Genomic DNA, 15,216 nt, shown 5'->3' on the forward strand with positions numbered 1-15,216 from the left:
GCCCCTGCGTATTCATTCCGTAGAGAATTTCTTTTTTTTATTTTTGAATTAAAAATCTGTAGACGCCTCGTATATTACGGGCACAATGTTGCCGTGTGATGAAAGAAGGATTGTCCGTGTTTACATGCCGATGAAAAAATTACTGATTACATCTCTGTTTGTTATCTTGTTCCATGCCGCTGTATTTCCTTTCGGGAAAAACAAGGTTGATTACGAGGTATTCCGCTGGAGCATCATCAAGACGATACACTTTGATATTTACTATCCCGGGGACATGCATGAGCTGGCCCTCGAATCGGCCAGGATTGCCGAAGAGGGTTATCTGCGGATTGCCGACTACCTCAACCATGAACTTACCGATGTGATTCCCATCATCATCTATCCGTCGCATATCGCCTTTCAGAATAACAATATAATACCCTATCTCATCGGTGAAGGGACGGGAGGCTTTACCGAGGCCCTGAAGAACAGGGTAGTTGTTCCATTTACCGGCTCCTATGATGAACTGCGCCATGTCCTGACACATGAACTGGTCCACGCCTTTCAGTTTAACATGCTTTTTGCCGATTCCTCGGGCGATCTCATGAGCAGGTTCGGTTTTGGGAGAATTCCCCTGTGGTTCGTGGAAGGCATGTCGGAATATCTCTCCATCGGGTTTGATGAAAGCGCAGACATGGTGATGCGGGATGCACTTTTCAATGAAAATTACGCGTCTCTCATTGATCTCACCATGATGCGCATCAGGTCCCCTTATCTTCTATACAAGGAGGGCCAGGCCTTTTTTTATTTTCTCGAGGTGAAATACGGAAAGGCAACGGCCGGGGAGCTGTTCAGGGATCTGCGTGACATGAAGGATATTAAGGATGTCTTCAAGGCCCATACCGGAAAGGACCTGGTTGAATTGGATACAGAATGGATACGTTTTTACAAAAAACGATATTTTCATCTTGTCAGCGATAAAAACTTCCACGATGAAGAGGGCGAGCAGATTACTTTTCATGAAAAAACCTATTCTGCCATGAATGTTTTCCCGGCGGTTTCGCCTGACGGAAAAAAAGTCGCCTATCTTTCCGACAGGGATATTTATACAAGGATAGTCATCAAATACCTGGGAAAGAAAAAAGACAGGGAAGATAAAGTCGTGAAGGTTGTTCTCGAGGGCGACAATACCTCCTCCTTTGAGGGAATGCATCTTCTCGACAACAACCTGAGCTGGAGCGGTGACGGGAAAACACTGCTGTTCGTCGCTCAGGCCAGGGGAAGGGATGTCCTCTATATTATTGATCCCGGGAAAGGAGATGTCCTGGAGAAGATTATTCTTCCCATGCGTTCCATCAAGCATCCTTCTCTTTCAAGGGATGGCAAACAACTGGTTTTCACCGGTGTTGCCGGCGGCTATTCCGATATTTACCTATATGACCGGCCTTCAAAAAAACTCATGCGTCTTACCGATGATCTCTTTACCGATATAAATCCCGTCATAAGTCCCGACAACAGGTCCGTTTACTATTCCTCGAACCGGAGTGAGGGCGGCAGCCCGTTTAACCGGAATTATGATATACATGTGATCAATCTCATTACCGGGGAAACGAAAGCCGTTGTAGCCGCTGAAGGTAATGATATGCAGCCCGCCATAAGCGACGATGGAGGGAGACTGCTCTTTGTTTCCAACAGGTCCGGCATCTACAATGTCTACAGTCATGATATCGCCGCGGGAAAGACCGTCAAGCTGACGGACATGCTCTGCGGGGCCTTCCATCCCACGTGGTTTCCCGACGGCAAAAAAATTGCCATGGTGGCCTACCAGAACCTGGGGTATGACATACTGCTGAAAGATATCGAGAACAGTACCGGATATGCGGATAATATAAAAAAGGATACGGAATATGTGGATGTCGCTTTCGGGCCCTCTTATTTTAATCTCGGTGATGCCGCCTTTACGGGCTACGAGCCCCGGTTCAGCAGCGACTGGCTTTTCCTGGGAGTAACGGGGACCGTCAATTATGGATTTGCCGGATTCATCCAGATGGCCATGTCGGACAACCTGGGGAACCATCGTATGGTCCTCACGGGAAACTACATCCGTCAGAACAGCAACAATGACCTCAATTTCGATGCCGCCTATTTTTACCTGAAGAACAGGCTCGACCTGGGCATCGGCGCCTTCAGTCAGACAAATCCCTTCCTTATTTATTCCATTGCCGACATCAACGATCTCATTCACAATGTGAACTTCGGGACCCTGTATATGCGCCATTACGGGGGATATGCGATTGCCAGTTATCCCTTTCACCGGTTTCTGCGTATGGATATGAAGGCCACTGTCGCCAGGTATGAGCGGGATTACTCCGTATATGATTCACGGCCCGATGTCTACGCCAACCTCAATCAGCTGGCAGTATCGCTCAGCTATGACAATGTTCTGTGGGGGCCCATGGTACCGGCCGATGGATTCCGGGGCAGCATATCCTTTGAGCAGGCCTTTAATCTGAGCGGGCAGGATTTCACCTTCTCAAGTTTTGACGCGGACCTGAGAAAATATTTCCTCATTAATAAAAGGCACATAATCGCCCTGCGGGGCGTGTACGGAAAAATATTCGGTCCGGACAGCGATTCCTTTAAGTACTATATGGGCGGTTTCAGTACCCTGCGCGGGCATCCCTTCCTGGCCTATAACGGCAAGAACATGGTCCTTTTCAATGCCGAGTTCCGTTTTACGGCACTGGAAGGGATGAAGCTGGGATGGCCGCTGTACCTGGGCATCGGCCAGATTGGCGGTGTTCTTTTTACCGATATTGGTTCGGTCTGGGACGGTGATTATGAATTTATTGATAAGGAAACCGGGCAGTTCGCTGATTTTAAGACCGATATGGGATTTGGCCTGCGTTTCGCACTATATCCTATTATAATTTTAAAACTTGACTTCGCCTGGCCCTTTTATAAAACAGGGTTCGGTAATATGGATATTATTTTCAGCCTCGGATTCGAATACTAGGCTGTGCCTGCTTAATTTTTCTATTAAAAAAATTAATGATTATGTCTTCCTGTTATTCTTGTGTACATTAATACCATGTCTCCTGTATGTTTTGAATGAAAAAACAGTGTCTTCAATTTTATATAATTGTGAATTATTGCTGGATTTTTATTCTATATTTCTTCATAAGGGATATGCCCTGACGATAATGGGAGTGTATGTTGAAGTCATTATTACAATAGCGGTGTTTATATGGACAGGCTGTTGCATCTATAGAGCATGAAGGGAGAGCAATGACAAGGAAATCTGAGTTTAAAAGAAAGACAAAAGAGACAGATATCTCCGTAGACCTGGAGCTCATGAGCCTGAAAGAGGCACGGATAAACAGCGGCGTGCCTTTTTTTGATCACATGCTTGCCTCCTTTGCAAGGCATGGCAGATTATTTATTGATCTTCAGTGCCGGGGCGATAATGATATCGACGATCACCACACCGTTGAAGATATAGGTATTTGCCTGGGAACCGCTTTCCAGAAAGCCCTGGGAGACAAGGCCGGCATAACCCGTTTCGGTGATGCCGTTGTACCCATGGATGATGCCCTTACCATGGTGGCCGTTGATCTTTCCGGCCGTCCCTATTTTTCTCACCGGGGAATTGAACTGAAGGGCTACATCAACCGGTTTAGCGAGGAACTGACCCTGGAATTTCTGCGCTCCTTTGCGGGGAATGCAGGCATCAATCTCCATATCAATGTCCTCTATGGAGAGAACAGGCACCATATTCATGAATCCATATTCAAGGCCATGGGCGTGGCCCTCTATAAGGCCGTGTCGCTTGATCCTTTTCTGGCGGGATCAGTGCTTTCTACAAAGGGGACAATTTAATGATCACCGTAATCGATTACGGCATGGGGAACCTGCGTTCCGTCGTGAAGGCTGTGGAACTGTATACCGACAGGGTGCGGGTGAGCAGCGATCCGGCAGTCATAAAAGAATCCGATGCCCTCATCATGCCCGGTGACGGAGCCTTTGCCATGGCCATGAAACACCTCCATGAAATGGGCTGGATAGATCCGTTGCGGGAGTTCATTGCCGGTGGCGGACTTTTTTTTGGCATCTGCCTGGGATATCAGCTGCTCTTTTCCTCCAGCGAGGAATTCGGATTTACGAAGGGCATGGATATCGTTCCCGGTGAAGTGGTGAAGTTCAGTGATGCGGACATGAAGGTCCCCCATATGGGCTGGAACTCTGTTTCATTCGTATCCGATTCGCCCTTTCTCAGGGGCCTGGAAAACGAAAGTTATTTTTATTTCATACATTCATTCTATCCCGAGGTGAGGGACCGGAGCTGGGTTGTCGGCGAGGTAAGTTATGGAAAAACTTTTCCCTGCATAGTAGGGAAGGGCAATCTCATCGCGACGCAGTTCCATCCCGAAAAAAGCCATACCTGCGGGCTCAGGATAATCGAAAATTTTGTGAGGGCTGCATGCTGATCATACCCGCTATAGACCTGAAAAACGGCAACTGTGTCCGCCTTCTCCAGGGCGATCCCGAGAAGGAAACGGTTTATTCCACGAATCCGCGCGAAATGGCAAAGAGTTTCGAAGATATGGGCGCGCAGCTCATTCATGTGGTTGACCTGGACGGCGCTTTCGAAGGGCGTCCCGTCAATTTTGACCTGGTCGCATCCATAGCGCGTGCGGTGAAAATTCCCATTGAAATAGGCGGCGGTATCCGCAGCGGCGAAACGGTGCGTCGGTATCTCGATGCGGGCATAGGGCGCATAATCCTGGGCTCCGTCATTCTGGAAGACGAGTTCGATAATCTCCTGGCCGACCATAAAGAAAGCCTGGTTGCCGGCATCGATGCGAAGAACTCCATGGTGGCCGTAAAGGGATGGAAAGACGTCACTTCCGTGAGCGCCGATGAAATAATTACCAAGGTAATGGACCGGGGAATCGGTGAAATAATTTATACGGATATTTCCACCGATGGCATGCTCAGCGGGCCTAACATGGGAGCATACGAACATATCCTTGAAACATTTCCCGGTATCCGTCTTATCGCCTCAGGCGGTGTATCCTGTCTCGAAGACCTGGCAGCGCTATCCCGTCTTGAAGAAAAGGGGCTCAGGGGAGCCATCGTGGGCAAGGCGATTTACGACGGACGTATCGATCTTCGCCGGGCTCTGAAGGAGATACATTGATTTCTGTATTGAAAAAGAATATACGGGAAAAATCTTCATGCATGAGCAGCTGGATTTAAGAGATGGACATGGAAATAACCTGGCCAATAGAAATTGAACAATACGAGCGCAAGATTTATGATCTGAAGCAGCTCATTGAGATAAGCAAGGGGCTTAATTCCACCCTTGATTATAACACCCTCATCGAGTCAATATTGTTGACCTGTATGGGGCAGATGCAGCTTTTAAAAGCCGGTATTTTTCTCAAACGCGGTATCGGTTCTGATAATTTTGTCCTGCACCGCAACTATAAGGGCTTTGAAATAGACCACTCCCAGGAGTATGAATTTTCCTACGAAGATTCAATGACAGGACTCATGGAATCATTCTCGCGCTGTTACACCATGCCGGAATTAAAAATACATGGTTTTCAATCATCGGCCCTTGAAGTGCTCCATCGGCTTGATCCCAGCCTGGTGGTCCCTCTTGTAGGGAAGGGACATATGAACGGAATCATAATACTGGGCGAACGGATCAACCAGGGTGGGTTCAGTGAAGTGGAGAAGGAATATCTGCTTAATATTGCATCCCTGGCCAGCATAGCCATTCATAATGCCAGCCTCTATGAGATGGCCACCACGGACATGATGACTAAGCTGAAAATACATCACTACTTCCATTCAGCCATGGAGGAGGAATTTGAACGCACAGTGAGGTTCAACCGGCCTCTGTCTCTCATCATGGCCGATATCGATCATTTTAAACAGTTTAACGATACCTATGGACACTCCGCCGGAGACCACGTACTCAAGGTCGTGGCCAATCTCCTGAAGGAAAATATCCGTCCCATGGACATAGCGGCCCGGTACGGGGGGGAGGAGTTTGCCATTATCCTGCCCAAGACCGATATGACCGAGGCCCTTATCGTGGCGGAACGGATACGGCAGAATATCAGCACCGAAATTATCCGGTACGAGGACAAGCACCTCAATGTCACCATTTCCGTGGGGCTCACCCAGATGGATATTGACAGTGATAAAAGCAAAAAAGATGTCATCACCCGGGCTGACAAGGCGCTCTACATGTCGAAGAACAGCGGCCGCAACACGGTTTCGTTCATGTAAGAAAAAAAACGTATTATGTCGCATAAAACCCCGGAATGGGCCCGTATTTATCATTTATTTTGTTGACATATTCCCGCATCGCGTACTATATGACATCTTGTTTGCTTCAGGGCCCATAGCTCAGTCGGTTAGAGCGGCTGACTCATAATCAGTAGGTCCGGGGTTCGAATCCCTGTGGGCCCAGATATGGGGGAAAAACCCCACATTATATAGAGAGGAAGTGATAAAATGTACGCCATAGTTGAAATTGCCGGAAAACAGTATAAGGTTGAGAAGGATATCACCATTGAAGTTGATAAACTTGACAGACAGGAAAATGAGGATTTTGATATTGATAAAGTTATTCTTTTTGCCAATGGCGATGATGTACAAGTCGGCCAGCCCTATCTCGCGGGTGTCAAGGTGAAGGTTCAGTTCATCAAGAATATCAAAAGTAAAAAAGTCCGCGGAGTAAAATTCAAGAAGAGAAAAAATTATACACGGACTCTGGGACATCGACAAAATTATTCTCAGTTGAAGATCAAAGATCTGGTGGTGAGCTGAATAGTTTGATACGGATTACGTTATCAAATATAGCATATGATGATCGAGTAGTACTGGAGGATGACAGTCGGAAAAAGGTAATGGTCCAGGTAGAAGGACACGCAGGCGCGGGAGTAAAGGGAAATGATCCTGTGTGCGCGGCGGTGTCTGTCCTGGCAGGGACCCTGGTAATCGGTATAAGCAGAATAGCGGGAATTCCCCAGAAAGTGGATCAGCGGGAAGGATTTCTCCGGACAGAGATTGAACTTGGAGAATCCCTGCCGGAAAAACTGGAAATACTTTTTACCATGCTCAATTTTTTTATCATTGGAATTCTCGAAATCAAGAGAACGGCCGATGAAGCACTGACTGTGATTTTTGAATCCAACGAAATATGATAATAGTCTGATATAAGGAAGGAGAAGAAAATGGCACACAAGAAAGGCGGCGGATCAACAAGAAACGGACGCGACTCCCAATCCAAGAGACTGGGCGTTAAAAGATACGGCGGGCAGGTTGTCACCGGCGGTACCATCCTGGTACGGCAGCGCGGGACGAAAATTCATCCCGGCAACAACGTGGGCCGCGGCGGTGACGATACACTTTTTGCGAAAATTGACGGTGTTGTGACTTTTGAGCGATATGATAAAAAAAGGAAAATGGTTTCCATCTATCCCGTTGCTCAGTAGTCTTATTTTTGAATACAACTCGTAATAATATACCGCGGATCGCGTATGGATACTTCTGTACGCGATTTGTTATTTATGGACAATGATATATGCCCAGGTTTACCGATACAATTGAAATACATGTGAAAGCCGGCGACGGCGGAGCGGGAGCGCTTTCCTTCCGGCGGGAGAAGTACGCTCCCAAGGGCGGGCCTGACGGCGGCGACGGCGGGAAGGGCGGTTGCGTGTATATCCAGGCGGACCGCCGGTATTACAACCTTTCACATTTTTTTAAAAACAAATTGTACCAGGCGCAGAGGGGGCACCAGGGCTCGAGCCAGAACAGGCACGGTGCCGACGGAGAAAATCTGACCATCTCCGTACCGCCGGGAACACAGGTTATCAATGCAGAAACCGATGAAGAGATCATAGACCTGGTCAATGACGGGGATATCTGCATGGTGGCTGAGGGAGGCATCGGCGGCAAGGGAAACGCGTTTTTTAAATCATCGACACACCAGACACCGCGTATGTCGCAGCCGGGAATGCCCGGCGAAGAGGTGACGCTTCACCTCAATCTCAAGCTCATCGCCGACATCGGTCTCATCGGTCTGCCCAATGCGGGAAAGTCCACGCTTCTCTCGGTGTTGACTAACGCAAAACCGAAAATTGGCGATTACCCCTTCACCACCCTGATCCCCAACCTGGGGATCGTGGAACGGGGAGATATAGTGTACAGTATTGCCGATATTCCCGGTATAATCGAAGGCGCGCACATGGGGCACGGACTGGGACTGTCATTTCTGCAGCACATTGACCGGGTTCGGGCCCTGCTGTATCTCATTGACTGCACGGGAGAAAACCTCAAATACAACCTGGAATTGCTGAAGGCCGAACTGAAGACTTACAATGAAAATCTCCTTGAACGGCCCGCCTATATTCTGCTCACCAAAATAGATCTTATCGATGAAACTGAACTCGCTGAAAAAATCAGCGAGCTGGAGCCGGAAATAGTGATCCCCATTTCATCTCTGGAAGGGGAGAATATCGATACTCTTTTAAAAATTCTTGATGGTCTGATGGAAGAATACAATGCCACGCAGGGAACTGATTAAAAACGTCCGCCGTATTGTAGTGAAAATCGGCACATCCTCTCTCACCGAAGGGGGGAAAATCTCCGGTGATAAGATATCCCGCTTTGTCAGTGATATCGCCGCAGTGAAAAAACAGGGCTACCAGGTGATCATAGTTTCTTCGGGAGCCATAACGGCCGGTGCCGGCCAGATCAATAAAAAGCGCGAAACCCTCAGCATTCCGGAAAAACAGGCCATGGCAGCCGTGGGGCAGGTCATCCTCATAAACGAATACCGCAAACATTTCATAAAAAAGGGATACAACGTGGGGCAGATACTCCTCACCGAGGATGATGTGAAACACCGACGGCGTTTCCTCAACGCCCGGCATACCATGGAGGCCCTGCTGGAACTCGATGTTATCCCCATTGTAAACGAAAATGATACGGTCGTGGTCAAGGAAATAAAGTTCGGCGATAATGATACGCTCTCGGCCCATGTGGCGAGCCTGATCGATGCCGATCTCCTGGTTCTCCTGTCTGACGTGGACGGTTTCTTCTGGGACCTGGCGGATGCGAAACCCGTTGAGGAAATCAGGAAGATCACCCCGGAGATACTGGAGCGCGCCGGTGGGTCGGGGTCCGCTGACGGCACGGGCGGGATGATGACCAAGATACGGGCCGCCGAGATGATCATTCATTTTGGTGAGAAGATGATCATCGCCAACGGCTGTGAGGAGAAGGCCGTACAGAGAATAATGAAGGGTGAAAATATCGGCACCATTTTCATCGGCAACGAGAAGCGTCTTTCCAGCAGGAAGAAATGGGTGGCCCTGCGCAAGGCCCGGGGAACGCTGGTATTGGATGACGGGGCTGTGGACGCCCTGGTGAACAAGAAAAAGTCCCTCCTGGCCTCGGGAATACTCACTGTGGACGGAACCTTTGATATGGGAATGGCCGTTGATCTCGCCGACAAAAACGGCGCTGTTGTGGGTAAAGGTATCGTGAACTATAACAGTGGAGAACTGGACCGCATAAAGGGAAAGAATACAAGGCATATCCGGGAAATCCTGGGAAGTACCTACTTCGAAGAAGTCATCAACCGCGATGATATGATAATATTTTGATTACCCCGGCAAAAGAATTCCAGCCATATATTAACTGCCCTTGCCACCCCTGGCAGGGGTTAAAGTATCAGATCCTTTTTTTTAAGCCCCCTTCGGGGGCGGCGGAATTTCATTTATAAAAAGCGGCAGATTTCTCCGCCGGGGGACCATAGAACCATCGTGTCTCTGTGCCCCTGTGGTTGATTTTTTCTTCGCTATATTACTTGATAAAATGAATTGACACAAAAAAGTGCCCCTTTACAAGTGATTTGATTATCTCAGAAAAGGAGTCACTATGAAACTGTCACGATATATGGTCCCCACCCTGAAAGAGGACCCCTCCGATGCCGTGGTCACGAGCCATCGGCTTATGATGCGCGCCGGGCTCATCCGCAAGGAATCGGCCGGCATGTATGTCTATCTGCCCATGGGGTTCCGCGTTTTACGAAAAATCATGAACATCGTCCGTGAGGAGATGGACCGCACCGGCGCCCTGGAATTCCTTATGCCCGAAATGACCAGTGCCGATCTCTGGAAGCAGTCGGGGCGATGGGATACCATGGGGCCCGAGATGTTTCGCATAAAGGACCGCAACGGCATGGAATACGCACTTGCTCCCACGCACGAAGAGGCCTTCACCAGCGTGGTAAATTCAATCATATCGTCATACCGTGACCTTCCCGTCACTGTGTACCAGATCAATACCAAGTTCCGCGACGAGATACGTCCCCGCTTCGGCGTCATACGCAGCAAGGAATTCATCATGAAGGACGCCTATTCCTTTGACCTGAACGACGAGGGGCTGGAGAAATCATACCAGTCCATGCGCCAGGCATACAGGAAAATATTCGAGCGCTGCGGCCTGGATACCATCCCCGTTGAGGCCGATACGGGCTCCATGGGGGGAAGCAACTCCGAGGAGTTCATGGTGGCTTCGGAGGTAGGCGAGGAATACCTGCTTCTCTGTGACAGCTGTGGATACCGTGCGAACCAGGAAAAGGCTGAGTATAAAAGGAAAGAAACGGCCGGTTCCGCAGGGGAATTGCAGGAGCTGAAGATTGTTGATACACCGGCGGTGCGCACCATCGATGAGCTGGTGGACTTCTTCAAGGCCTCGGCGGGCATATTTATGAAAAGCATTATCTATCTTGCCGACGGCAAGCCAATCATGGCCGTGGTTCCCGGCGACCGGGAAATAAATGAGCATAAACTGAAAAATGTCCTGGGAGCCGCTGAACTGGAACTGGCCCCGGACACTGTCGTGGAGGAAGTGACGGGAGCACCCGTGGGATTTGCCGGACCGGTGAAAGGACCGAAGGTCCGCACGGTTTATGATATCGCCGTGAAGGATATTTCAAACGGTATAACCGGCGCCAATGCCCGTGATAAACATTTTGCCGGCGTCAACCCGGGAAGGGATCTGCAGATTAAAGAGGCCTTTGATATAACCTCGGCCGTTGCGGGCGATGCCTGTCCGCGATGCAGTGCGGCCATGTATGTAAAAAAGGGCATCGAGGTAGGTCACATATTCAAGCTTGGATACAAGTATACAAAATCCATGGATGTATCGGTCCTGGACGAATCGGGAAAAGCTGTGATGCCCATCATGGGCTGTTACGGTATCGGTGTAAACAGGACCATGGCAGCCGTTGTTGAACAGCATTATGATGAGAGGGGGATAGTCTGGCCGCAGTCCATAAGCCCCTTTGATGTTCACCTCGTGGGCCTGGCCAAAAATGACGATGAGATTAACCGGGTGGAGGAGATTTATTCGCTCCTCCTGGACAACGGCATCGATGTGCTTTACGATGACCGGAAGGCAAGTCCGGGTTTCAAATTCGCCGACGCTGATCTCATGGGTATTCCTGTTCGTATTACCGTGGGAAAAAGCTTTTTTCAGGACGGGGATATAGAAATCAAACTCAGGACTTCAAAAGATCTGGAAAAAATCAAATCCAATACCCTCGTGGAGAAGATAAAAACGCTGATTTAAGAGGAGAATAGTGCAAAGAAAACCCGGTGAACTCTCTTATACTATAAATTTGTTTGTCTAAAAAATTACAGATAGAAGTCGATTAATATTGACATTTATTTATCGCTTATAAGAATTGTATAAGGACTCATTGTAATTGTTTATAAAAACTAAACGTAAGGGAGTATAACGATGAAGATTGTTGTTTGTCTGAAACAGGTTCCAGATATGGAATCAAAATTCAAGATCATTGACGACAGCAAAGTTGACGAGTCACAAATAGCGTTCAAAATCAATGATTTTGACAACTATGCTGTTGAAGCTGCTCTTCAGTTAAGAGAAAAAGCTGGTGGAGAAGTTATTATCGTCACTGCTGGTCCTGAAAGGGCTGCAAAAGACATCAGACAGGCCTTTGCTATGGGAGCTGACTGGGGAATTCATATCAACGACCCGGCGGTTTTCGAAGGCGACAATTTTGTCATTGCATCAGCTCTGACAAAAGCAATTGAAAGCATTGGCGGTGTTGATCTGGTTCTTACCGGTGTTCAGGCCGAAGATGATCAGTCAGCTGTTACCGGTGTTATGATTTCCGAAATGCTGAACCAGCCCAGTGTTACTAACGTAGTTAAACTGGTCATGGAGGGAACCGACATGACAGTTAACCGTGAGCTCGAAGGTGGACTGAATGAAGTAATCGGTCTTTCCGCTCCGGCTGTTCTTTCAATTCAATCAGGTATCAATGAGCCCCGATATCCGACCCTTCCTGGAATCATGAAAGCCAAGAAGAAAAGACTGGATGCTAAATCAGGCGGCGACCTTGGCGTGAGTGCCTCGGCAAAAACAGAGTTTGTTAAAATGTACTTTCCTGTTTCCGAGCACAAGGCTGAAATCCTCACGGGTGATCCTGCAACTGCAGCGGCAACTCTCGTTGACAAACTGAAAAACGTAGCTAAGGTGATATAAGGGGGTATTTGATATGGCTAAAATAGTAGTTATTGCAGAGCATAGAAGTGGTAAATTAGCCGACAGCACGCTGGAATTGTGCAAAGCGGCGAAACAACTCGCCTCCGAACTCGGATGCACGGCCGCGGCTGCGGTTTTCGGTAAAGATGACAGTATTGCGCAGGAAGTGGCAAAATATATTCCTGAAGTTCTTTCAGTGACCGATGGGGCTCTGGAAAAATATACGTCTGACGCATATGTTCAGGCAGCAAAGGCCGTTGCGGCCCAGGATGTGAAAGGATTTCTCATAGCCCAGAGCTATGACGGTGTTGACTTCGCAGCGAAAGTTGCCATGGCCATCGACGGTGCCATCATTTCCAACTGTGTCAATGTCAAGGGTGAAGGCGGAGCGGTCATTGTAACCCGTAACGTATTCAACGGCAAAATCCAGGAAGTTAAGAAAGTTAAAACCGATAAATTTGTTTTTACCTTCGAAAAAGGCGCATATGATATGGAAGCTGCAGGCGGAGCAGGATCTGTTACTGCAGTTTCAGCCTCAATCAGCGGTGTAAGAACAACGGTTAAAGAAATCGTGGCCACCATGGCCGGTTCTGTAGATATCTCCCAGGCAAAAATCATAGTTGCCGGCGGCCGCGGCTGCAAAGACGGAGATAAATACAAGGACGTCATCATTCCCCTGGCAAAGAAACTGGGCGGCGAATATGCTGCATCACGTCCCGTTGTTGACTCGGGTTGGACAGAAGCCGCCCGTCAGGTCGGTCAGTCAGGTAAAGTTGTTGCTCCGGACCTGTACATCGCAGCAGGTATCTCGGGCGCCATCCAACACGTAGCCGGTATGAAAGGATCTCAGTGTATAGTTGCTATCAATAAAGACCCTGAAGCTCCTATTTTCAACCTGGCCACCTATGGTATCGTGGGAGATCTTTTCGAGGTTATCCCTGCCATGATGGATAAACTGTAAGAAAATTCAGACTGAAAATATAAAAGCCGTCCTGGAATAATCCGGGGCGGCTTTTTTTATTGTTCTGTAAGCAGGCTTATTTTCTTTTCATCATGGGGAAGATATCGGTGCGGAACATGACTCCTGAGATGACCCTTCCGCTGTAGACATAGCTCATATCATCGCCATGTGTATCCCGCAGCATTTCGAGGCAGTTGAAATCACCGAGAATACCGATAAAAAAATCACTGAACTGGGAAACGTGAAATTTAATGTTAAAACCGGCTGTTACGGCAACGTTGACATAGTTGAGGTAGTGCAGTACATCGGAGGAGTGATCCACGTTTGTGGAATCGGTATACCGCATATGGGAATAGATAAAATGGTTGAGGGTGAAGCCCGACAGGAGGTTCAGTGACACCTTTTTTGCATTGAATGAAAAAATAAACAATGCCGGTACGGATACGGACATGAAGTCGAAGGCCGCATCGGGTATGGTTCCGCTGGTGTCAGTCATGTCAAAGGAGATGGTTCCATAGGTAAACCAAAAACCGGTGTGGATGCCGTACCGGTTGGAGAACATTTTCTCCATGATGAGGCCGCCCTGGTATCCGAAGTCGGGATGATACTTCATACCATCGCCTTTTACGGCAAGAGCGTTGTATACACCGAAGGAACCGCCCAGGCCAAAGGCCAGGTCAGGGCCGATGGGGATTTTTGAGGCAAAAACAGATGTGGAAAAATAGCAGACGATAAATAATGCAAAGATTCCTTTCAGGGTACGTTTCATGGTGTATCCTGTTATTGTTTTTCTTCCATAATTATAGTTCCATTGAATACAGATCCGCTCTCAATGGACAGATCGGGGGCGATCATATCGCAGCCGCTTCTGCTCTTTTTAAAGAGTTCCACTTTCTGGGAGGCCCGTATTTTGCCATTGACGATACCGCTCACGGAAACAATCCTGGCGTTTATATCGGCACTGACCGTTGCTTCTCTTCCCACGATGAGGTGCCCGTCCGTCTCGATTTTTCCCTCAAAGATTCCCTTGATTTTCAGGGAATTCTTGAATTTCAGGCTGCCCCGGAAATGAATGTCATCGGCAATAACCGTATCTATTTTATTTTCGTCCTCTACTATCTCTTTTTCTTTTATATCAGCCATTTCTTTCTCCGTCAGATTCTTTCCCGGATATAACCGGTTTCCGTATACAATAGAATTGTTGTCGCCATATGTCAAACAAAAAGGGATTCTGCCTCGAAGGAATAAACATTTTTAAATATGTTCTTGATTCGGATACGGGGAGCAGGTAAACTGATCGACACGATGCTTTTTCAATCGGGAGGGGAGAGTGGATGATATTTTAAAAACAGCCAATGAACTGGGAATCATGATTCAGGATACTGAAGTGTATAAAAACTTCCAGAGGATGCTCCTGAAGCTTGATAAAAATGAAGATGCCGTGCGTACGCTGGAATCATACACTTCATATGCCGAAGAACTGCAGGTGCGCCGGAAGAATGGCGACATTATAGAAACATATGAAGAGGAGAGGATGAACGAATTGAAAAAAGAGGTCCGGGATTCCGAATTGCTGATGCAGTTCATCGGGACCCGCGATGCCTATATGGGCCTGCTTCTGCAGATCCATACGGCTATCGAACAGGGCGAAGACGGGAACGAGTGAAATT

The 15,216-nt window shown here is 48.1% G+C and carries 16 protein-coding genes and 1 tRNA gene; 15 read left to right on the top strand and 2 right to left on the bottom strand.

Going from position 1 to position 15,216, the window contains the following annotated elements:
* Positions 1–85: 85 nt before the first annotated feature.
* From CVV44_19250 to CVV44_19315, 14 genes are all read left to right on the top strand, one after another.
* Positions 86–2,995, top strand: a complete 2,910-nt coding sequence (locus CVV44_19250; protein PKL35671.1) for a hypothetical protein — start codon at positions 86–88, stop codon at positions 2,993–2,995.
* Positions 2,996–3,267: 272 nt separating this feature from the next.
* Complete coding sequence (locus CVV44_19255; protein PKL35672.1) at positions 3,268–3,858, top strand: imidazoleglycerol-phosphate dehydratase HisB; 591 nt, start codon at positions 3,268–3,270, stop codon at positions 3,856–3,858.
* Positions 3,858–4,466 (top strand): imidazole glycerol phosphate synthase subunit HisH, encoded by a 609-nt coding sequence (locus CVV44_19260; protein ID PKL35673.1) that lies wholly within the window; start codon positions 3,858–3,860, stop codon positions 4,464–4,466. Before CVV44_19255 ends, CVV44_19260 begins: the two co-directional genes overlap by 1 nt.
* Complete coding sequence (gene hisA, locus CVV44_19265; GenBank protein PKL35674.1) at positions 4,460–5,179, top strand: 1-(5-phosphoribosyl)-5-[(5-phosphoribosylamino)methylideneamino]imidazole-4-carboxamide isomerase; 720 nt, start codon at positions 4,460–4,462, stop codon at positions 5,177–5,179. Before CVV44_19260 ends, hisA begins: the two co-directional genes overlap by 7 nt.
* A 62-nt stretch (positions 5,180–5,241) precedes the next feature.
* On the top strand, positions 5,242–6,282 hold the full coding sequence (locus CVV44_19270) for a sensor domain-containing diguanylate cyclase (protein PKL35675.1): 1,041 nt from the start codon (positions 5,242–5,244) through the stop codon (positions 6,280–6,282).
* Positions 6,283–6,391: 109 nt separating this feature from the next.
* Positions 6,392–6,465, top strand: a tRNA-Met gene (locus tag CVV44_19275).
* Positions 6,466–6,510: 45 nt separating this feature from the next.
* A complete protein-coding gene (gene rplU, locus CVV44_19280) occupies positions 6,511–6,825 on the top strand; it encodes a 50S ribosomal protein L21 (GenBank protein PKL35676.1) in 315 nt (104 codons plus the stop codon).
* Between the two features lie 80 nt (positions 6,826–6,905).
* Positions 6,906–7,202 carry a hypothetical protein gene (locus tag CVV44_19285; GenBank protein ID PKL35677.1) on the top strand — a complete coding sequence of 99 codons (297 nt, stop codon included), beginning with the start codon at positions 6,906–6,908 and terminating at the stop codon, positions 7,200–7,202.
* 30 nt (positions 7,203–7,232) lie between these two features.
* Entirely contained in the window at positions 7,233–7,493 is a 261-nt protein-coding gene (locus tag CVV44_19290; protein PKL35678.1) for a 50S ribosomal protein L27, read from the top strand.
* Between the two features lie 89 nt (positions 7,494–7,582).
* The gene (locus CVV44_19295) at positions 7,583–8,587 is read left to right on the top strand and encodes a GTPase ObgE (GenBank protein ID PKL35679.1); all 1,005 of its coding nucleotides are present in this window, start codon (positions 7,583–7,585) and stop codon (positions 8,585–8,587) included.
* Complete coding sequence (gene proB, locus CVV44_19300) at positions 8,565–9,671, top strand: glutamate 5-kinase (GenBank protein ID PKL35680.1); 1,107 nt, start codon at positions 8,565–8,567, stop codon at positions 9,669–9,671. The genes CVV44_19295 and proB overlap by 23 nt, the downstream gene beginning before the upstream one ends.
* Positions 9,672–9,945: 274 nt before the next feature.
* Complete coding sequence (locus CVV44_19305) at positions 9,946–11,643, top strand: proline--tRNA ligase (protein PKL35681.1); 1,698 nt, start codon at positions 9,946–9,948, stop codon at positions 11,641–11,643.
* Positions 11,644–11,814: 171 nt separating this feature from the next.
* Positions 11,815–12,585, top strand: a complete 771-nt coding sequence (locus CVV44_19310) for an electron transfer flavoprotein subunit beta (protein ID PKL35682.1) — start codon at positions 11,815–11,817, stop codon at positions 12,583–12,585.
* Positions 12,586–12,598: 13 nt separating this feature from the next.
* Positions 12,599–13,546 (top strand): electron transfer flavoprotein subunit alpha, encoded by a 948-nt coding sequence (locus tag CVV44_19315; GenBank protein ID PKL35683.1) that lies wholly within the window; start codon positions 12,599–12,601, stop codon positions 13,544–13,546.
* Positions 13,547–13,622: 76 nt separating this feature from the next.
* Here CVV44_19315 and CVV44_19320 read toward each other — a convergent pair whose 3' ends face one another.
* Both CVV44_19320 and CVV44_19325 read right to left on the bottom strand, forming a co-directional pair.
* Complete coding sequence (locus CVV44_19320) at positions 13,623–14,315, bottom strand: hypothetical protein (GenBank protein PKL35684.1); 693 nt, start codon at positions 14,313–14,315, stop codon at positions 13,623–13,625.
* An 11-nt stretch (positions 14,316–14,326) separates the two neighbouring features.
* Positions 14,327–14,689 carry a cell division protein gene (locus CVV44_19325; GenBank protein ID PKL35685.1) on the bottom strand — a complete coding sequence of 121 codons (363 nt, stop codon included), beginning with the start codon at positions 14,687–14,689 and terminating at the stop codon, positions 14,327–14,329.
* A 187-nt stretch (positions 14,690–14,876) separates the two neighbouring features.
* Between CVV44_19325 and CVV44_19330 the strand changes: the two genes are divergently transcribed.
* Entirely contained in the window at positions 14,877–15,212 is a 336-nt protein-coding gene (locus tag CVV44_19330) for a hypothetical protein (GenBank protein ID PKL35686.1), read from the top strand.
* Positions 15,213–15,216 lie beyond the last annotated feature (4 nt).

The organism is Spirochaetae bacterium HGW-Spirochaetae-1 (assembly GCA_002839375.1).
GTDB lineage: Bacteria > Spirochaetota > UBA4802 > UBA4802 > UBA5550 > PGXY01.